13 protein-coding genes and 1 tRNA gene are annotated in these 19,669 nt (G+C 71.5%); 2 read left to right on the top strand and 12 right to left on the bottom strand.

The features are described 5' to 3' along the window. Positions 1 to 9: 9 nt before the first annotated feature. Together IPJ78_17215 and IPJ78_17210 are read right to left on the bottom strand one after the other, a co-directional pair. On the bottom strand, positions 10 to 873 hold the full coding sequence (locus tag IPJ78_17215; GenBank protein ID MBK7908282.1) for an alpha/beta hydrolase: 864 nt from the start codon (positions 871 to 873) through the stop codon (positions 10 to 12). Between the two features lie 145 nt (positions 874 to 1,018). After that, positions 1,019 to 1,092 (bottom strand) — tRNA-Ile (locus IPJ78_17210). A 136-nt stretch (positions 1,093 to 1,228) separates the two neighbouring features. Here IPJ78_17210 and pap point away from each other — a divergent pair. Then, positions 1,229 to 2,767, top strand: coding sequence for a polyphosphate:AMP phosphotransferase (gene pap / locus IPJ78_17205; protein MBK7908281.1), 1,539 nt, complete (start codon positions 1,229 to 1,231; stop codon positions 2,765 to 2,767). A gap of 87 nt (positions 2,768 to 2,854) precedes the next feature. Here the strand turns inward: pap and IPJ78_17200 are convergent, their stop codons facing one another. The 4 genes from IPJ78_17200 to IPJ78_17185 all read right to left on the bottom strand — a co-directional run bounded on the left by IPJ78_17200 (position 2,855) and on the right by IPJ78_17185 (position 7,966). After that, on the bottom strand, positions 2,855 to 3,118 hold the full coding sequence (locus IPJ78_17200; GenBank protein ID MBK7908280.1) for a hypothetical protein: 264 nt from the start codon (positions 3,116 to 3,118) through the stop codon (positions 2,855 to 2,857). Positions 3,119 to 3,287: 169 nt separating this feature from the next. Then, positions 3,288 to 5,123 (bottom strand): translational GTPase TypA, encoded by a 1,836-nt coding sequence (gene typA, locus IPJ78_17195; protein ID MBK7908279.1) that lies wholly within the window; start codon positions 5,121 to 5,123, stop codon positions 3,288 to 3,290. 211 nt (positions 5,124 to 5,334) lie between these two features. Then, on the bottom strand, positions 5,335 to 6,477 hold the full coding sequence (locus IPJ78_17190; protein MBK7908278.1) for a type IV pilus twitching motility protein PilT: 1,143 nt from the start codon (positions 6,475 to 6,477) through the stop codon (positions 5,335 to 5,337). Between the two features lie 469 nt (positions 6,478 to 6,946). Continuing rightward, the gene (locus IPJ78_17185; GenBank protein ID MBK7908277.1) at positions 6,947 to 7,966 is read right to left on the bottom strand and encodes a cation transporter; all 1,020 of its coding nucleotides are present in this window, start codon (positions 7,964 to 7,966) and stop codon (positions 6,947 to 6,949) included. A 25-nt stretch (positions 7,967 to 7,991) separates the two neighbouring features. Here IPJ78_17185 and IPJ78_17180 point away from each other — a divergent pair, with 25 nt between their 5' ends. Next, positions 7,992 to 9,299 (top strand): HlyC/CorC family transporter, encoded by a 1,308-nt coding sequence (locus IPJ78_17180; GenBank protein ID MBK7908276.1) that lies wholly within the window; start codon positions 7,992 to 7,994, stop codon positions 9,297 to 9,299. Positions 9,300 to 9,643: 344 nt separating this feature from the next. Here the strand turns inward: IPJ78_17180 and pdxA are convergent, their stop codons facing one another. The 6 genes from pdxA to IPJ78_17150 are packed head-to-tail and all read right to left on the bottom strand — an operon-like array spanning position 9,644 to position 19,577. Next, positions 9,644 to 10,567: a 4-hydroxythreonine-4-phosphate dehydrogenase PdxA gene (gene pdxA / locus IPJ78_17175; GenBank protein ID MBK7908275.1), complete on the bottom strand. Its 924-nt coding sequence runs from the start codon at positions 10,565 to 10,567 to the stop codon at positions 9,644 to 9,646. Continuing rightward, a complete protein-coding gene (locus tag IPJ78_17170) occupies positions 10,564 to 11,904 on the bottom strand; it encodes a peptidylprolyl isomerase (protein MBK7908274.1) in 1,341 nt (446 codons plus the stop codon). Before IPJ78_17170 ends, pdxA begins: the two co-directional genes overlap by 4 nt. Continuing rightward, complete coding sequence (locus IPJ78_17165; GenBank protein ID MBK7908273.1) at positions 11,904 to 13,379, bottom strand: peptidylprolyl isomerase; 1,476 nt, start codon at positions 13,377 to 13,379, stop codon at positions 11,904 to 11,906. The genes IPJ78_17170 and IPJ78_17165 overlap by 1 nt, the downstream gene beginning before the upstream one ends. A 35-nt stretch (positions 13,380 to 13,414) precedes the next feature. Beyond that, positions 13,415 to 16,849, bottom strand: coding sequence for a transcription-repair coupling factor (gene mfd / locus IPJ78_17160; GenBank protein MBK7908272.1), 3,435 nt, complete (start codon positions 16,847 to 16,849; stop codon positions 13,415 to 13,417). Continuing rightward, positions 16,849 to 18,660: a BatA and WFA domain-containing protein gene (locus IPJ78_17155; GenBank protein ID MBK7908271.1), complete on the bottom strand. Its 1,812-nt coding sequence runs from the start codon at positions 18,658 to 18,660 to the stop codon at positions 16,849 to 16,851. The genes mfd and IPJ78_17155 overlap by 1 nt, the downstream gene beginning before the upstream one ends. After that, positions 18,657 to 19,577: a DUF58 domain-containing protein gene (locus IPJ78_17150; protein MBK7908270.1), complete on the bottom strand. Its 921-nt coding sequence runs from the start codon at positions 19,575 to 19,577 to the stop codon at positions 18,657 to 18,659. The genes IPJ78_17155 and IPJ78_17150 overlap by 4 nt, the downstream gene beginning before the upstream one ends. Between the last annotated feature and the right edge of the window lie 92 nt (positions 19,578 to 19,669).

Genomic DNA, 19,669 nt, shown 5'->3' with positions numbered 1-19,669 from the left:
CGACCCGGCTCACGGCGCCCCCCGCACGAACGCGCGGATGCGCCGCACGAGCTCGCTGTCGCCGCGATTGATCCGCGCGAACGCACCCACCGTCGCGCCGTGCGCGCCATCGACCCACACCTCCTCCACCGCCGCCCCCGCCCCGCGCAGGTGCGCGGCGAGCGAGGTCGTGTTGCGCGGGTCCACCGTCGTGTCGTCGCGTCCCATCGCCAGCAGCGTGCGCGGCACGTCGCGCCGCACGAACGTCACCGGCTGCGCGTCACGCTCGCGCTCGGCGCTCCCGGCGAAGGTCGCTCGCAACAGCTTCGAGTCGAGCGGGAAGTCGTACGGCCCCGAGAGCCCCACGAATCCGGCGAACACCGCGGGCGTGAGCCCCCGGCGTGCGAGGTACCGCGCGTCGTACGCGACGAGCGCCGCGATCTGCGCGCCCGCGCTGTGCCCCATCAGGAAGAGGCGGGTGGTGTCCCCGCCCCACGCCCCCACCCGCGCCCGTGCATGCGCGACCGCGGCCGCGACATCGTCCACGAACGCCGGGAACCGCGTCGCGGGCATCAGGCCGTAGTTGGGCAGCACCGCGACGAAGCCCTCCTGCGCGAGCGCCTGCCCCACCCACCGGTAGGCGTGCTTGTCGCCGCTCTCCCAGCTCCCGCCGTGCACGAAGATCACCACCGGCGACGGTCCGGGCAGCGGCTGCCCGTCGGCACCGAGCGGGCGATACACGTCGTACGCCTGCCGCGCGCCGGTGCCGTACGCGACCGTGAGGCGCGGACGGTCGCCGTTCTCGATCAGGTTCGCGGCGCCGAGCAGGATGGGGGTACAGCCGGCGAGCGGGACCGACAGCGCGAAGGCGGCCGCGAGGGTGCGGAGTCTCATGCGCGTCGAACGCGCGGCTCCGCTCATCGGTTCGCGCCGCGCGCGCGTACGGCGCGAGCACGACGCGCCTACGGCCCGAACGGGCGACGGCCCGAACGCACGACGGCCCGCCGGGCAGATGCCGGCGGGCCGTCGGGTCCGGGAGTGGGCCTGGGAGGAGTTGAACCTCCGACCTCACGCTTATCAGGCGTGCGCTCTAACCACCTGAGCTACAGGCCCGGCGAGCCATGAAATAAAGCCGGTCCTGCGGGCCGGGTCAACGGCAGAATCCCCGCTGGCGGGGCGCCCCGCCGCGCCCCATGCTCTGGCATCGCGCCTCCCGGTGCCCCCAGCCCGCCCTCACCCGCCACGCCCCATGCTCGAGCAAGCCGAACAGGGCCGCACCCTCTCCGACCGCAGCTACGAGACCACCGTCCGCTCCCTCCGGAGCAAGCTGCTCGCCGCGCACTTCGCCCTCCGCGAGACCAAGCGGCAGGTGATCGTCATCGTCGGCGGCGCCGACGGCGCCGGCAAGGGCGAACTCGTCCACCGCCTCAACGAATGGCTCGACCCGCGCGGCGTCGTCACGCACGCCTTCTGGGACGCCTCCGACGAGGACGAGGAACGGCCCCACTTCTACCGCTTCTGGAAGGCGATGCCCGGCGCGGGGCGCGTGGGGATCTTCTTCGGCTCCTGGTACACGCGGCCCATCATCGAGCGCGTCACGCGCCAGCGGCGCAAGCGGGAGTTCGGGCCGGAGATGGACCGCATCGTCGCCTTCGAGCGGATGCTCGCCGAGGGCGGGACGGTCCTCGTGAAGCTCTGGATGCACCTCTCCAAGGACGCCCAGCGCACGCGGCTCCAGCAGCTCGAGAAGGACGGGCGGATCGGGCCGGACGACTGGGCGCACTTCAAGTCCTACGACCGCTTCCGCGAGGTCTCGGAGCGCGCGCTCGCGGCCACGCACGAACCCTGGGCGGCCTGGCATCCGGTGGACGCGACCGACCGGCGCTACCGCGAGGTCACCGTCGGACGATTGCTCCTCTCCGCCCTCACACTGGCGACGGAGGAGGCCGCGACGAAGCACGTCGCGACCCGGAAGGGTTCGACCCGGAAGGTCGCGACGCCCAAGGCGGCGAAGCGCGAGGCGGCGGCCGCGGCCGCCGCCGCCGCCCCCGCCCTCCGTGCCTACAAGCCCGGCACCTCGATCCTCGACGCCGTGGACCTCACGCAGCGGCTCACCGTCGCCGAGTACGAGCGCGAGATGGAACGCCTCAAGGAACGCCTCGCGCGCCTGGCCTGGGCGGCGCGCGAGCAGCGCGTGGCCTCGGTCTTCGCCTTCGAAGGATGGGACGCCGCCGGCAAGGGGAGCGCGATCCGCCGCGTCACGGCGGCGATCGACCCGCGGCTCTACCGCGTGGTGGGCATCGCCGCCCCCACCGACGAGGAACGGGCGCAACACTACCTCTGGCGCTTCTGGCGCCACGTCCCGCGCGACGGGCGGATCACGATCTTCGACCGCTCCTGGTACGGGCGCGTCCTCGTGGAGCGCGTCGAGGGGTTCGCCCCCGTCGCCGACTGGGCCCGCGCCTACGACGAGATCGACGCCTTCGAGCGGCAGCTCACCGACCACGGGATGGCGGTCGCGAAGTTCTGGATCCACATCAGCCCGGACGAACAGCTCAAGCGCTTCAAGGAGCGCGAGCGCGTCGCGTACAAGCAGTTCAAGATCACCGACGAGGACTGGCGGAACCGGAAGAAGATGCCGGCCTATCGCGAGGCGGTGGAGGAGATGCTCACCCGCTGCGAGGCGCCTGCGGCGCCGTGGACGGTGGTCGCGGGGAACGACAAGCGCTTCGCCCGGGTGCAGATCGTCCGCGCGATCGCCGACCGGATCGAGCGCGCGCTGGACTGAGCGGGCGTCACCGCCGCACCGCCACCACGCGAAAGGGGCGCCCCGAAAGGCGCCCCCAGGTCCGCTCCGAAGCGATCGACCGGTCGACTATTCGTCGAACCGGCCCGGATGCGGCCGGTCCTCGTCCTCGCCGTCGTCGTACTCGTCATCGAGGTCGATCAGGTCGTCGTCCTCGTCATCGAGGTCGTCGTCGTCATCGAGGTCATCGTCATCGAGGTCGTCGTCGTCGAGATCCTCGTCGTCGAGGTCATCGAGTTCGTCGTCCTCATCGAGATCCGCGTCGAACCCCTCGAGTTCCTCATCGTCCTCGGTCGGGCCCAGCACCCAGGACGACTGCACGATCGCCGGCATTCCGCATTTCTCCAGACAAGGTGGTCCAGGGCGCGGCGGCGAGACCGCACCCGGATGATGATGACTATCTACTGGTGAGTAGGACGCGTCAAGCGGGGGGTCCGTTACGTGACAGGACCGGCCATGGCCGGGCCCGCGGACGCCGGGCCCCCGGCGGGGCGCACGGGCATCAGGTGCCCGCGCGCTCCTTCTTGGCGTCGCGGTTGATCCGCTTGCGGTCGCTCACGCCCAGCAGGCGCTTGCGGAGGCGGATGTTCGACGGGGTGACCTCGATCAGCTCGTCGTCCTCGATGTACTCCAGCGCGCTCTCGAGCGTGAGGAGGCGCGGCGGCTCGAGGGTGATCGCGTCGTCGGCCGACTTGGAGCGCATGTTCGTGAGCTTCTTCTCCTTGGTCGGGTTCACGTCCATGTCCCCCGGCCGGGAGTTCTCGCCCACGATCATCCCCTCGTACACCTCGTCGCCCGGCTTCACGAACAGCGTGGAGCGGTCCTGGAGGTTGCCGAGCGCGAAGGCGATGATGGTCCCGCCCTCCATCGACACGAGCACGCCGCGGAGGCGGCCCTGCAGCGCGCCGGCCCACGCCCCGTACTCGAGGAAGCGGTGGTGCATGATGCCCATGCCGCGCGTGTCGGTCATGAACTCGGAGCGGTAGCCGAAGAGGCCGCGCGCCGGGATCCGGTAGACGAGGCGCACGAGCCCCATGCCCGGGTTCTTCATCTCGATCATGCTCGCCTTGCGGGGGCCGAGCTTCTCGATGACGGTGCCCATGTACTCCTCGGGCACGTCGATGGCGAGCTCCTCGTACGGCTCGAGCTTCTCGCCGTTGGGGCCCAGGTGCGTGATCACGCGCGGACGGCTCACCTGGAACTCGTACCCTTCGCGGCGCATCGTCTCCATGAGGATGGAGAGGTGCAGTTCGCCGCGGCCGGAGACGGTCCAGGCATCGGTCGTCTCGGTGTCCTCGACGCGCAGCGCGACGTTGCGCTCGAGCTCCTTCTCCAGCCGCTCCTTCACCTGGCGGCTCGTCACGAACTTGCCGTCCTGGCCCGCGAACGGCGAGTTGTTCACCATGAAGTCGACCGAGATGGTCGGCTCCTCGACGGCGATGCCCTCGAGGCGCTCCGGGTGCTCCGGGTCGGTGATGGTGAGGCCGATCTCGACGCCCTCGAGGCCGGCGAGCGCGACGATCTCGCCCGCGACGGCGCTCTGGACCTCGATGCGCTCGAGCCCTTCGAAGCCGTACAGCTTGGTGATGCGCCCCGGGGCGCCCTTGTGCGTGTGGTCCACCGGGAGGAGGTGGACGACGTCACCCACGTGCGCGGTCCCGCGCTCGATGCGCCCGATCGCGAGGCGGCCGAGGTAGTTCGAGTAGTCGATCGTCGACACGAGCATCTGGAACGGGCCGTCCTTGTCGCTCGGCGGCGCCGGGACGTGCTTCACGATCGTGTCGAACAGCGGCGTGAGATCGACGGCGGGCACGTCCATGTCCATCGTGGAGGTGCCGTTACGGCCGGAGGCGTAGACGACGGGGGCGTCGAGCTGATCCTCGTTGGCCTCGAGCTCGATGAGGAGGTCGAGGACCTCCTCGTGGACGCGCATCGGGTCGGCGCCGGGGCGGTCGATCTTGTTGATGCAGATGATGACGGTGCGGCCGAGCGCGAGCGCCTTGCGGAGCACGAAGCGGGTCTGCGGCATCGGGCCGTCGAAGGCGTCGACGACGAGGAGCACGCCGTCCACCATGCGCAGGATGCGCTCGACCTCGCCGCCGAAGTCGGAGTGCCCGGGCGTGTCGACGATGTTGAGCTTGGTCTCGCCCCAGTGGACCGAGGTGTTCTTGGCCAGGATGGTGATGCCCCGCTCCTTCTCGAGCGGGTTGGAATCCATCACGCGTTCGGCGACGACCTGGTTCGCGCGGAAGGCCCCGGCCTGCCGGAGCATCTTGTCGACGAGGGTGGTCTTCCCGTGGTCGACGTGCGCGATGATGGCGATGTTGCGAATCTGCATAGCCCGAAAATATAAGTGGGCGGCCCCCCGCATTGCAGTGGCGGAGGAGCGAGGAGCGAGGGGAAGGGAGAGGGCCGGAGGGGGAGGGGGAAGGCTCAGGGGGAGGGCTCAGGGGGAGGGGCGGAGCCTTTCCCTCGCCCCACAGCCTCGCCCCTCTCCCTTTCCCTCGCCCCTCGCTATTTCCCCTCGCTCCTCGCTCCTCCCAGCCGTCCTACCGGCGCACGCCCGGCTTCGCCGGCGCCGAGGGCCCCGCCCCGCCCGGGGTATTCGTCGGGTCCGCCTCGACGAAGCTGACATCATGCCCCTTCGCCTTGAGCTGGTTCACGAAGGCGCCCTTGTCCACCGACTTCATGTAGGCCTCCTTCGGCTCCACCAGCTTCCGCTCCACCAGGTCCAGCAGCGTGTCGTTCATCGTGATCATGCCCAGGCGCTTGCTCGTCTGCATGATCGACGGGATCTGGAAGGTCTTCCCCTCGCGGATCAGGTTCGAGATCGCCGGCGTCACCAGCAGGATCTCGCGCGCCGCCACGCGGCCGCCGCCGATCTTCTTGCAGAGCACCTGCGACACCACGCCCTTGAGCGACTCCGACAGCATCGTCCGCACCTGCTCCTGCCGGTCGGCCGGGAACTGGTCGATCAGGCGGTCGATCGTGCTCGCCGCGGTCGTCGTGTGCAGCGTCCCGAACACGAGGTGGCCCGTCTCCGCCGTCTCGATCGCGATGCTCACCGTCTCGAGGTCGCGCAGCTCGCCGACGAGGATGATGTCCGGGTCCTCGCGCAGCGCCGCGCGGAGCGCGCTCTTGAAGCTCCCGGTGTGCACCCCCACCTGCCGCTGCGTGATGATGCAGTTCTTGTTCTCGTGCACGAACTCGATCGGGTCCTCGATCGTGATCACATGGTCCGACCGCGACCGGTTCACGAGGTCCACCAGCGCGCAGAGCGTCGTGGACTTGCCCGAGCCGGTGGGGCCGGTCACGAGCACGAGCCCCTTGGTCAGGTAGCAGAGGTTCTGCACCTCCTGCGTCACCCCCAGCTGGTCGGCGGTGACGATGTTGCTCGGGATCACGCGGAACACCGCCGCGACGCCCTTCCGGTCGCGCAGGACGTTCGCGCGGAAGCGCGCCACCCCGGCGATCTCGTACGCGAAGTCGGTGTCGTTGGTCTCGGCGAACTCCCGCCGGTTCCGCTCGGGCATGATCGCCTGCAGCAGGCTCTCCGTCGTGGACGGGTCGAGCTTGCTCTGCCCCTCGATCCGCTCCATCTCGCCCGACTTGCGCAGGATCGGCGGCTCGCCCACGCGCATGTGCAGGTCGGAGCCCCCCTGGTCCACGAGCATCCGCAGGAGCTTCTCCATCGCCTCCTTCGCCGCGACCGGGTCGGCCGCGGCCTCCTTCACGTCCGGCACCTTCACCGTCGGCGCCGGCAGGTCCTCCGGCAACACGATGCGCTGCATCATCCCCGTCGAGCGCTGGAACTCGGCGTTGTCGTCCACGACGATCGTCGCGGTGATCAGCTCGCCCTGCAGCATCGCGCGCACCACGAACACCGAGTCCACGCTCGAGTAGCGGAACTTGGTCGGCTGCTTGGCGTCGAGCTGCGCCGTCGCCTGCGGGCTCGCGATCTCCTTGAGCAGCGCGATCACCTGCGGCCCGGTGAGCGCCTTCGTCACCGGCCGCGGCTGGCCCTCCACCATGAGCGACGCCGCCTCCCCCTCCTTGAGCGAGAGGGAATCGGCGCGATTGGAGATCATCACGGAGAGGAGGCGGTCGAGTTGGGCCATTACCCTGGGATGAAGGCGGAAGGAGGAAGGATGAAAGATGGCACTACGCGTGGGCCAGTGTCTGGGTCGGTGGGCAGCACGCGTCGAGGGGCGCCCCTTCGAGCTGGATGGTCGCATGGTGGATGCCGAAGCGGCCCACGGCCGCGTGCAGCTCCTCCAGCACGCGCTGGTGCCCGGACTCGGCGGGCGCGACCGCGTGGGCGGACATCGCCACCACGCCCGAGGTGAGGCTCCACACATGGAGGTCGTGCACCTCGGTCACCCCGGGCACCGCGAGCATGGCGCGACGGAGCGACTCGAGCTCGATGTGCGCCGGCGTCGCCTCGAGGAGCACGTCCACGGCCTCCTTCACCAGCCGCCAGGCGCCGAGGATGATCAGACCGGTCATCGCGATCGACGCGATGGGGTCGGCGATGAGCCAGCCCTGCCAGCGCACGAGCACGGCGGCCACGATCGCCGCGACCGAGCCGAGGAGGTCGCCGAGGACGTGCAGATAGGCGGCGCGGATGTTCATCGAGTGGTGCGCGCTCCCGTGCAGGAGCCAGGCCGAGACCGCGTTGACCACGAGCCCGAGCACGGCGACGACGAGCATGAGGCCGCCGGCGACCGGTTCGGGGGCCGAGAGCCGGCGGAACGACTCCCAGAGGATGAAGCCCGAGGCCATGAGCAGCACGGCCCCGTTGATGAGCGCCGCGAGGATCTCCCACCGCAGGTAGCCGTAGGTCTTCTGCGGCGTCGCGGGCTGGCGGGAGAACCACGCGACGAAGAGCGAGAGGGCGAGGGCGCCGACGTCGGTGAGCATGTGCCCGGCATCGGCCAGCAGCGCGAGCGAGTTGCTCAGCCACCCGCCCACCACCTCGGCGACGAGGAAGAGCGCCGTGATGACGAGGGCGATGGCGAGGCGCCGGGTGCCGACGGCGTGCGTGTGGGCATGACCGTGCGCGCGACCGTGCGCCTGATCGTGCGAATGGCCATGCGCGTGGTCGTGCGGATGGGGATGCGCGTGGGCGTGGAGGGGCGCGCTGTCAAGCGCCGCGCCCCCCTCGGCCGACTGGCGATTCATCACGCAGTCGCCATAGCTTTCGCCCGTGTTCTCGCGCCTGTTCGCCATCGTCGCCCTGTTGGCCCTGAACGCCTTCTTCGTCGCGGTGGAGTTCGCGCTCGTGCGGGCGCGCCGGTCGCGCCTGGAGGCCATGGTCCGAGGTGGAGACCATTTCGCCCGGTTCGCGGTCACCGCGACCTCCCGTTCAAATCTCACACGGGTGCTGTCGGCGGGCCAGTTGGGGATCACCTTGGCATCGCTTGGACTGGGGTGGGTGGCCGAGGCGACCCTGGGCGAGGCCCTGGAGCACTGGTTCGCCGGGCTCCCGCTCCCCTTCGAGATGTCGGTCCGGGTGGGCCTCGCCGCGGGCATCGCGATCACCGTGGTCACCTACCTCCACGTGGTCTTCGGCGAGCTGGCGCCCCGCGCCCTCTCGCTCAACTACCCCGAGCAGTTCGCCAAGTGGCTCGCGCCGCCGATCCTCGCGTTCACCTGGCTCACCTGGCCGTTCATCTGGGTGCTCAACGGGTCGAGCAACCTGCTCCTCCGGGTCTTCGGGCAGAAGTCGGTGTCGGAGGAGGAGACCCCCCACTCGGCGGACGAGCTCAAGCTCCTCGTCGAGCGGGCCTCCGAGGGAGGCGTGCTCCCTACCTCGGACGCGGAGATCCTCGAGGGCGTCTTCGAGTTCAGCGAGAAGAACGCGCGCGAGGTGATGACGCCGCGCACGGCGATCGTCGCCATCGCCGCCGAAGCGTCGCTCGACGAGGCGGTGGACGCGGTGGAGGAGGCGGGATTCAGTCGCTATCCGGTCTACCGCGACACGATCGATGACATCGTGGGGATGGTGCACGCGAAGGACCTGCTGAAGGTCCTCGCGCGGCGGCCGGCGGAGTTCGCGCTCGAGTCGATCCTGCGTCCGGTGCACGTGGTGCCCGGCTCCCGCGAGGTCGAGGAGGTGCTGGCGGACTTCAAGCGGCGCAAGGAGCACCTGGCGATCGTCCTCGACGAGTACGGCGGCACCGCGGGCATGGTCACCATGGAGGACCTGCTCGAGGAGATCGTGGGCGAGATCCTCGACGAGTACGACGACGCGCCGGCGCCGGCGCTCGACGCGGGCGCGAAGGGGGCCAAGGTCGTGCCGGGGGATTCGAACATCTCCGAGGTGAATGCGGAGTACGGGCTGACGATCCCCGAGGAGGACTACACGACGGTGGGGGGCTACGTCTTCGGGATGCTCGGGCGTCTCCCGATCGCCGGCGACCGCGTGACGGGGGGTGGGGCGACGTTCGTGGTGAAGGAGATGGAGGGGCGGCGGATCCGGATGCTCGTGATCGAGGTCGTTGCGGGGGCGTAACGGCGTTCACCACAGAGGGCACAGAGGACACAGAGAAGGGCGGAGGGCGCTTGGCGCTCTCCGCCCTTCTGCTTTCACCCTTCATCCTTCCGCCTTCCTCGGAGCAACGGCTTTCACCAAAGGGGCACAGGGGACACAGGGAACGACTCTTCGGGTGGAACAGCGCCTGCTCGAGGGCTGTCGTTGTCGTTCCAAAGAGAAAGACGATGAGACCAGACCGACCCCCGCCCCAACGCGCGAAGCACCCCTGTGCCCCCTGTGCCCCTGTGGTCCACGCCGTTGCAGTTCGCCGTTCTCCGCCGTTCTCTGCGCCCTCTGTGCCCTCTGTGGTGAAGGCGGTTCCCTCAGCGGGACAGCAACGACACGGCCGTCCGCACCGCCGCCACGAACGACGTCGCCGACGCCCGCCCCTGCCCCGCGATGTCGAGCGCCGTCCCGTGGTCCGGCGACGTCCGCACGAACGGCAGCCCCAGCGTCACATTCACCCCCTCGCCGAACGACGCGATCTTGATCGCCGTCATCCCCACGTCGTGGTACGGCGCGATCACGCAGTCGAACTCCCCGCGCATCGCCCGCACGAACACCGTGTCCGCCGGGAACGGCCCCGCGATCCCCATCGCCTGCGCGACCGGCGCGAGCAGTTCGTCGTCCTCGCGACCGAAGCGCCCATGGTCGCCGGCGTGCGGGTTGAGCGCGCAGAGCGCGATCCGCGGCGCGGCGATGCCGAAGCCCGCGCGCAGTCCTTCGCGCGTGATCCGCACCGTCCGCTCCAGCCGCTCGCGGGTCAGCGCGGCGTGCACGTCGCGCAGCGCGATGTGCGTCGTCGCCAGGACCACCCGCAGCCGGTCGCTCGCGAGCATCATCACCGTCGGCGTGCCGGCGAGCGCCTCGAGCATCTCGGTGTGGCCCGGGAAGTCGTAGCCGCCGGCGAGGAGCGCCGCCTTGTCGATCGGGGCCGTCACGATCCCCTGCACCCGCCCGCCCTGCACGAGCTCGAAAGCGCGCGCGATCGCCCGGCCCGCGAGCGCGCCCGCCCGCGCGTCACGCGCGTGGCCCTCGGGTGTGTCGGGGCTGGGGCCGGTGCCCTCCGTCCACTCCCCCACCGGCTCGTCCACCGCGACGCCGCAGCCGGTCGGCCCCACGACCACGAAGCGCGCGGCGCCCGCCACCTCGGGGGTGGCGAGCGCCGTGGCGACGATCTCGGGGCCGATGCCCCGGGGATCGCCGAGGGTGATCGCGAGCGTGGGGACCGCGGCCGTCGGCGTCAGATCCTGAGCGAGACGTAGATCTCGCGTCGCAGGTTGTCGAGCGTGCGGCGGATGGACTTCTCCTCGCGCAACTGCTTCCGGATGTTCTCCTGGTACTCCTCGAGCGTGAAGCGCCCTTCGGGCTTGCTCACGAGCACCTGCGCGATCGCCCACTTGTTGAAGCCCGAGCCGCGATCGGGGAGCGCGAAGATCGGCGTGAACCCCTGCACGGGGATGTCCTTCAGCGCCACGCGATACTCGGCGGGCAGCGAGTCGCGCGCGAGCCCCTCGGGGATCGACCGCTCCTCGTCGTAGTCATGGTACTTCGCGAGCAGCGTGTCGTACGGCGTCCCCTGCTTCCAGAGGGCGAGCACGGTGTCGGCCAGCGCGCGCGACGACGCAAGATCCTGCGAATCGACCGCCGGCTTGATCAGGATGTGCCGCGCGCGCACCTCGCCCGCGCGGACGCGGTCCACGCGGATGATGTGGAAGCCGTACTGCGTCTCCACGATCGGGCTGATGCGGCCGGGGATGAGCGCGAACATCATGCGCTCGAACTCGGGGACCATCACGCCGCGGCGGTTCCAGTCGAGGTCGCCGCCCTTCTCGGCGGTGCCGTCCATCGAGAAGCGCTTCGCCGCATCCTCGAAGCTCGCGCCCTTCTCGAGCTCCAGGCGGATGCTGTCGATGAGCGCCCGCGCGCGCGCGATGCTCTCGGCGCGCGGCCGGATCTTCACGACGACCTGGCGGAACCCGACCGTCGCCGGGCGCGGCGGGAGCTCGGTGCGGAGGCGCTCGAACGCCTCGCTCACCTCGCGTTCGGTCACGTTCGCGGGGGCCATGCGCCCCTTCGCCTTGAGCGAATCGATCGCGCGGCGCTGGCTCTCGTCGCGGATCGCCGCCTCCACCGCCTTCTTGCGGTACTCCTCGGGCGTGCCGAACCCGTCGCGCTGGAGCGCCGCGCGGAACTCGGCGTCGGTGCGGAACTGGCTGCGCGCGCGGTCGAGGTCGCGCTCCACCTGCTGCGCGACATCGCTCTCGGCGATCTCGATCTTGTAGTCCTTCGCGACCGCGATGAGCACCTCGCGGTCGATGATGCGATTGAGGAACTCGCGCGCGACGCGGATCTGCCCGAGACTGTCGGGCGGGAGCTGGAGCCCCTGCGCGCGCGCGAAGTTGATCGCCTCCAGCACTTCGCTGAAGAGGATGGGCGTGCTGCCGACGACGCCGGCGACGCGGTCCACCTCGATGCCGCGGAAGGCCGGCACCTGCTGTGCCGCCGCCGGCGCCGCGACGAGCGCGGTGCCGACGGCCAGGAGGACGGCGCGACCGAGCGCGCGCGGCGAGAGCAGGCGCATTACGGCTGCGGCATGGGCGGGGCGACCGGCGCGCCGGCCGGCGGACCCATCGGCACCGCGGTCGGCGGCTGCGTCGCGGCCCGGGCGGAGTCGGCCACGGCGCGGAGCTTCGTCGCCTCGGCGAGGACGCGATCGACGCCCGCCGGCACGAGACGGCTCTCGTAGCGCCCCCGGAGCACGAGCGCGATCTGCTCGGCCACGTCGACGTACTGCACCTCGTTCTTCACCAGCTTGCCGAGGTACTCGTCCACACGGGCCGCGGCGAGACGCTCGCGCGCCCCGGTGTCGGCGGCGCTGTCGGCGAGCAGCTTCGGCGTGAGGCCGAGCTGGGTCATCGTCTCGGTCACGCGGGCGCGGAAGGCCTCGCGGATCTGCTTCACGTCGGCCGAGTCCAGCGTCACGCCCGCCGAGTCGGCGGCGCGGAGCAGGAGCTCGTTGCGCATCACGTAGTCCTTCACGAACATCGGGATGAGCGAGTCCGGCGCCTGCACGACCTGCTGCCGCATCCGCGTCTGCGCCGGGAAGGCCGCCATCCACATCGACATCCGCGCCGCGGTCAGGTCGCCGGTGCGCGCGGTCGCGATCACGGTCTTGTCGTCCCGATAGGCATCGACGTCCTCGGCGATCGCCTTCACGAGCTTGGCGGCGCTCGCCCGGACCTGCACGTTCGCGGCCTTCTCGACGCCGGCGAAGTAGGTGCTCTCGGCCGAGGCGCCCGCGATCTGCATGTACTGCTGCGGGAACTGGTCGGCGATCTCGGCGTAGGTGTGACGGCGGATGATGTGGTAGCCGAACTGGGTCTCCACCACGCCCGTCACCGCGCCGGGCGCGACCGACAGGATGCCCGCGTCGAACTCGGCGACCATCTGGCCGCGCGCGAAGACGCCGTAGTCGCCGCCGCGATCCTTCGAGCCCGGATCCTGCGTGCGGGCCCGCGCGACCGCCCCGAACTGCTCGAGCGTCGCGTTCTTGAGCTGCGTCGCGATCTTCTCGGCCTCGGCGCGCGTGGCCGCGTTGGCCTCGGGCGACATCCCCTCGGGCTGCTTGCTGAGCAGGATGTGCGAGGCGGCGAGGAGCACGCCGTCGTTGTAGGCCTTCTCGAACGTCGCCGGGTCGAGGTTCCCCGACCATCCCTTCGCGAGCTCGTCGTAGAGCTTGCGCGAGCGCATCTGCGCGATCGCCGACCACATGCCCAGATCGGCGTCGGCGTCGGTGAAGAGCGAATCGCCGCGCGCGGCCGCGTGGCCGAGGAGCTGGTAGTTCACCCAGAGCTGGGCGATGGTGCGGATCGCATCGGCCTGCAACGGCACGTCGGTCGGGCCGACGAGCTCGGCGAGGCGGGTGACGGTCAGCTCCTGCGAGCCGGCGCGGGCGACCGTGTCCACATGGGCGGTCATCGCTTCCTTGAGGCCCTCGCAGGCGGTGAGGCCGAGGACGGCAGCGAGCGAAGCGGTGAGGAGTCGGGTGCGAGTCATGAGCGAATGAGGGGAAGAGTGCCGCAGAGGTCCTTCTACCGTGCGTCGGGCGAAATCGTTCGCAGCGCCCGGACGAGGCCGTCCAGGAGCGACGCGCCGCCGAGGCGCGTGAGCTTCAATGACAGGGGCTGGACGCGACGCACATCCACCTGGAACTGCACGTCCCGGAAGGCGGCCGCGAGCGGCTTCAGACGCGGGACCGCGTCGGCCCGGAAGTTAACACGGGCCTCGTTCCCATGCACCAGAATCCCCTCCGCCCCGAGGGGGGCGCCGAGGAGCCGGAGCCGGGCCACGGCGAAGTAGGCGTCGGCGGGCGACGGCAGGGGGCCGAACCGGTCCCGGACCTCGTCCCGCAGTTCGTCCACCTGGTCCACCACCCGGGCGGCCCCGAGCCGCCGGTAGAGGTCCAGCTTCACCTCGGGGGCGGCGATGTAGTCGTCCGGCAGGTACGACGGCAGGTCGAGCGTGACGTCGGTCGGGGGCGGTGGCGGCGGCGCGTCCCCGCGCATGAGCCGCGTGACCGCCTCGTCGAGGAGCCGCAGGTAGAGGTCGAACCCCACGGCGTGCACGAACCCCGACTGCTCGGGGCCGAGGAGGTTCCCCGCCCCGCGCAGCTCCATGTCCTTGAGCGCCACGCGGTACCCCGCGCCGAGCTCCGTGTGGTGCTCGAGCACGCGCAGCCGGCGCTCGGCGTCCTCATCGGTGTTCTCGGGGACGATCAGGTAGCAGTAGGCGCGGCGATGCGAGCGCCCCACGCGGCCGCGCAGCTGGTAGAGCTGGGCGAGCCCGAGCCGGTCGGCGCGGTTGACGAACATCGTGTTGGCATTGGGCACGTCGATGCCGCTCTCGACGATGAGCGTGCTCACGAGCACGTCGAGCTCGCCGCTCACGAACTGCTTCATCACCTGCTCCAGCTCGCGCTCCTTCATCTGCCCGTGCCCCACCCCCACGCGCGCCCGCGGCACGACGCGCTTGATGTGGTCGGCGATCGCGAGGATGGTCTCGATGCGGTTGTGCACGAAGAAGACCTGCCCGCCGCGGTCGAGCTCGCGCGAGATCCCCTCCTCGATCAGCCCGTCGTCCCAGGGCTCGAGGAAGGTGAGCACCGGCGAGCGGTCGCGCGGCGGCGTCTGCATGAGCGTCATGTCGCGCAGCCCCGCGAGCGACTGGTGCAGCGTGCGCGGGATGGGCGTCGCGGTGAGCGTGAGCACGTCGGTCTCGAGCTTGAGCTGCTTGAGCCGCTCCTTGTGCTTCACGCCGAAGCGGTGCTCCTCGTCCACGATGATGAGCCCCAGCCGCTCGAACTTGACGTCGGGGCTCAGCAGGCGGTGCGTGCCGATGACGACGTCGACCGTGCCCTTCGCGAGCTCCACCAGCGCCGCGTCCTGCTCCTTCTTGGTCTGGAAGCGGCTCATCACCGCGATGCGCACCGGGAAATCGGCGAAGCGGTCGCCGAAGGTGCGCGCATGCTGCTCGGCGAGCACCGTCGTGGGCACGAGCACCGCGACCTGCCGGCCGCTCTGGATCGCCTTGAACGCGGCGCGCACGGCGATCTCGGTCTTGCCGTAGCCCACGTCGCCGACGAGGAGCCGGTCCATCGGCTTCGCGCCTTCCATGTCCTGCTTGACGTCGGCGGTCGCCTTGCGCTGGTCGGGCGTGTCCTCGAACAGGAACGAGCTCTCGAGCTGCTTCTGCCAGGCCCCGTCGGGATGATGCGGCGGGCGGCTCGCGATGCGGCGCCCCGCGTAGAGCGCGAGCAGCTCGGCCGTCATCTCGTGGATCGCCGAGCGCGTCCGTTCCTTCTGCGCGCTCCACTTCTTGCCGCCGAGCTTGTGGAGAAGGGGCGGCGGGAGGTCGTCGGCGACATCGCCGGCGGCGCGGTACTTCTCCACCTGGTCCAGACGGTAGAGCGGCACGTTCAGGCGGTCACCGCCCTCGTACTCGATCACCGCGACCTCGATCGTCGCCTCGCCGTGGAAGACGGTCGTCATGCCGCGGTAGATGCCGACGCCGTGGTCGAGGTGCACGACGAAGTCGCCCGGCTTGAGCGCGGTGACCTGCTCGAGCGCGGTGCCGGTCGCGTACTTGCGGCTGCGGCGGATGCGGCGCTCGCGCCGGAAGATCTCGTGGTCGGTGAGGACGCGGAGCCCGGCCGGCGTCCCGCGCGGCGGGATGAGGAAGCCGCCGGCCAGCACGCCGATGACGAGCGCCGCGGGCGAGCGCCCTTCGCCGCGCGCGTCGAGCAGCTCCTCGAGGCGCTCGGCCTGCCCGGTGTTGTCGCAGAGGATGATCGTCTGCGTCCCGTCGCGCGTCATCGCGCTCAGGCGCGCGATGTCGCGCTCCACGGGTTCGGGGGCGCGGAGCGGGAACTGCACGATCTCGTGCGGCCGCTTGATGCGGCCCATCGCCTGCATCGCCTCCTCGGCGGCGGCGTGCGCCTCGGCGGCCGCGGCGCCGTCGGCGACGGCGTCGGGGAGCTCGGCCGCAGCGGCGGGACTCAATCCCGCCTCGCGCGCCCGCGCCGTCCCCGCGCCGATCACCTCGAGCGACGGGAAGGCATCGATCGCGCGCATCGTGTCGTGCGGCGACTGGAGGAGCTCGTCGCGCGACGGGACGTCCTCGCCGCGACGCCGCGCGAGCTGGGCGTGATGATCGGCCTCGTCCCAGGTGCGCTGCAGCTCCGGGCGGATCGCGACGCCCGCGGGGATCACGACGAGCGAGCCCTCCGGCCAGAGCTCGGCGAGCGTCGCGCGCTCGTAGCGCAGCTCGGCCGCCTCGCCCTTCACGTCCACCGGGAGGATCAGCACCTGGTCGGCGCTGGCGAGCATCCGCTGCGTCGCCACGTCGAAGCGGCGGATCTCGGTGAGCTCGTCGCCCCAGAACTCGAGGCGCACCGGCTCGCTCATGCCGAAGCCGTAGACGTCGAGGATGCCGCCGCGCACGCTGTACTGCGCGACGTCCTCCACCAGCTGCACCCGCTCGAAGCCCACGGCGTCGAGGTGCGCCGTGAGGTCCTCGAGCCGCCGCACGTCGCCGCGGCGCAGCTCGAGCCGCGCATCGGCGAGGGCGCGCGGGAGGCGCGTCCGCTCCTGCACCGCGCGCGCGGTGGTGATGAGCACGCGCACCGCGCCGCGCGCGAGCGCCTCGAGCGTCTCCACCCGCTCGCCCGCGACCTCGGCGTGGGGCTCCACCTCGCCGAACCCTTCGCGCGGCGGATAGAGCTTGATCCCCACATCCCCCAGCACGCTCTGCACGTCGGCGAGCCACCGTTCGGCTTCGGGGAGCTGGTCGGCGATGACGACGAAGAGCCGGTTGGGCTGCTGCGCGGCGAGCGTCGCGAGGAGCACCGCGTCGGCGGAGCCGGCGAGCCCGGTGACGCCCACGCGCCCGCCCTGCGCCGGCAGCGCGCGGGTGAGCGCGGTGAAGGCGCTGAGCGCCGCGAGGCGCTCCATCAGGATCGGGAGGGCCATCAGTCCTCGGACTTGGCCTGACCGCGGCGGGCGACGAGCGTCTCCGCGACGAGCAGCACGAGCGCGAGCAGGAGGAACGTGCGGGCGAGCGCTCGCGCGCCGCCGGCGGCAAAGGCGGCGCGGGCGGCGGCACTCGGATCGGCACTCGCGACGGTGGCGCCGAGCCGCGTGGCGAGCGAGTCGGCGGGAAGGCGCGCGAGGTCGCTCTCCGACGCGTCGGCGTTCACCACGAGCGCGCCGACCCGCTCGGCACCGCGGCGCCAGAAGTGCACGCCGGCGGTCCACGGGGCTTCGCGGGTGGCGCCGGGCACGACGGTGACCGCGCTCCCGTCGGGCGCCTCGAGCGCATCGGCGAGCGCGGGCACGCGGACCGGTCGTCCCGGTGCGCTCTCGGTCACGCCTGCCGTGCCCGCGGTGAGCCGCTGGGCCAGCAGGCCGTCGAGCCAGGGGAGGAAGCTCGCCTTCACCGGCAGGTCGGTCGCATCGGCGACGGCGGCGGAGGCGACGAGGACGTAGCCCTCACCCGCGACCGCCCAGGGCGCGCCGCCGACGCGCGCGATGGTGTCGGCCTTGCTCACGTCGCCCGCGGCCTCGAGGACATGCCACGACTTGGCGACGGCACCATCGACGCCGGAACCGCGCAGGGGCGCGGGCCCGTCGCGGCGCACGCCGAACCGCCAGGGGATGCCGGCGCGCTCGAGCGCGCGATTGGCATCGGGCACGCGCACCGGATCGGCCGGCGCGAAGAGCAGCGCCGGCGTGCGCGCGCGTTCGGCGCTCGCGAGGAGCACGCCGTCGCCGCGGCGGGCGCGTCCGCCGTTGACGAGCGCATCGACCGCGCCCCGCAGGAACGGACCGCTCGCGGGGTCGGCGTTCACCGCGGGCGGCTCGCCCACATGCGCGGCGAAGTGCCGCGTGTCGTCACCGCGGAGTTCGTCGGGCGCGAGCTCGACCGTGCCGGCCACCCAGCCGCGCGACGGGGGCTGCACGCGGGCGAGGACCGTCGCGCCGGGCTGCGCGGTCCCGCGCGCGAGCGTCCGGCCGTCGAGCACCACGCGCCAGCTCGCGGAGTCGTTGCCGGCGACCGTCGCGCGCACCGTGCCGCGCGGGTCCCAGTGCTGCGGCTCGGTCGCGACGGCGATCACCGCGCGATTGAGCCCCACCGTCCCGCCCGGCGCGATGAGCGCGACCGGCACCTCGGCGTCGGCCGGCGGGACGACGCCTTCCCAACTCGTGCGCTGCGCATCGGTGAGCACGACGACGTGCCGCGACGGGATGCCGCTCTCCTTCACGAGTGCCGTGCCGCGTCGCAGCGCCGCCCCGGCATCCCCCGCGCCGTCGAGGGCGCGCACGCCGCTGAGCGCGGCGCGGAGCGTGCCCTTGTCCCCGCCGACCACGGCGCCGTCCATCGTGATGAGCCAGAGCCGGTCGCCGGAGGCCGAGCCGTCGATGATGCCGCCCGCGGCCGCGACGAGGCGCGCGAGCATCTGCCCTTCGGCGCCCGCGGCCGCGGAGGAGAGCGAGTTGTCGAGGACGATCGCCACCGCGCTCGGCGCGTGCCCCACCCCCGGGAGCCAGCCCACCGGACGCGCCGCCGCGAGCGCGAGCGCGACGACGATCGCGATGCGCAGCACCATCAGCAGCATGTTCTTGAGCCGCACCTCGCGCGCGTGCTCGCGCTCCATGCGCAGCAGGTAGCGCACCGCCGGGAAGTCGAGCTTGTCGCCCGACCGCCGGCGGAGGAGATGGAGCAGGAGCGGCACGCCCGCCGCGACGGCGAGCAGGAGCGCCCACGGGGCGAGGAAACTCACGAGAGGCGCTGGCGGGCGGCGAAGGCGCGGCGGAGCGGCACGCCAAAGGGCTGGTCGGTCATGATCGGCTCGTAGAACGCGCCGGCCGCGGCGAACCGCGCGCGCCACTCGTCGATCGCCTCGGCGACGGTGCTCTGGTAGAGTTCCCGCACATCGGCCGGCGTGACGGCGAGCGAGTCGCCGCGTTCCGGATCGACGAAGAGCGCCTCGCCGGCCTGCACGTCGAACTTCCGTTCGGCGGGATCCATCACGTGCAGCACCGTGATGTCGTGCCCCTGCGCGCGGAGCGCGTGGACGGTGTCGTCCACCTCCTGCGCGTCGAGCAGCAGGTCGGAGATGAGGATGACGATGCCGCGCCGCTTGATGAGCTTCCCCGCCTGCGAGAGCGCGCCCGCCGCATCGGAGCCCTGCCCCGAGCCCGGCTCGGCGAGGGCCGAGAGGATGCGCTTCCACTGCACCGAGCGTGAACGCGGCGGGATCACCGAGCGGAGCTGCTCATCAAAGCGGATGAGCCCGACGGAGTCGCGCTGGCGGATGAGGAGCAGCGTGAGGGCCGCGGCGAGGCGCTCGGCGTACGCGAGCTTGGTGAGGAGGTTCGGCCGGCTGCGCCAGTCCATCGACTTGGAGACATCCACGACGACCGTCGCGCGGACGTTGGTCTCCTCCTCGTACTGCTTGATGAGCCACTTGTCGGCGCGGGCGGCGACCTTCCAGTCCATGAAGCGGAGGTCGTCGCCGGGCTGGTAGGAGCGGTGCTCGGCGAACTCGACGGAGAATCCCTTCTTGGGCGACCGGTGGAGGCCGGCGAGGAGGCCGTCCACCAGCCAACGCGAGACGACCTCGAGGCGCCCGAGGGCCGCGAGGGTCTGTGGATCCATCAGGTCAGCCCGGACGGACTGCGTTGCCGGTGCGGTCATGCGAAGGGGGAAGCTAAGTGGTGCCGCCGTGGAAGGATACGCTCGGGTTGGTCCGGGCGTTCGGGTCTTTGACACGGCACGGGCGAACGGCG

The sequence above is a fragment of the Gemmatimonadota bacterium genome (assembly GCA_016714015.1).
Lineage (GTDB): Bacteria > Gemmatimonadota > Gemmatimonadetes > Gemmatimonadales > Gemmatimonadaceae > Pseudogemmatithrix.
Note: the sequence above shows the minus strand (reverse complement) of the source record. Positions and strands in the feature narration are given on the sequence as shown.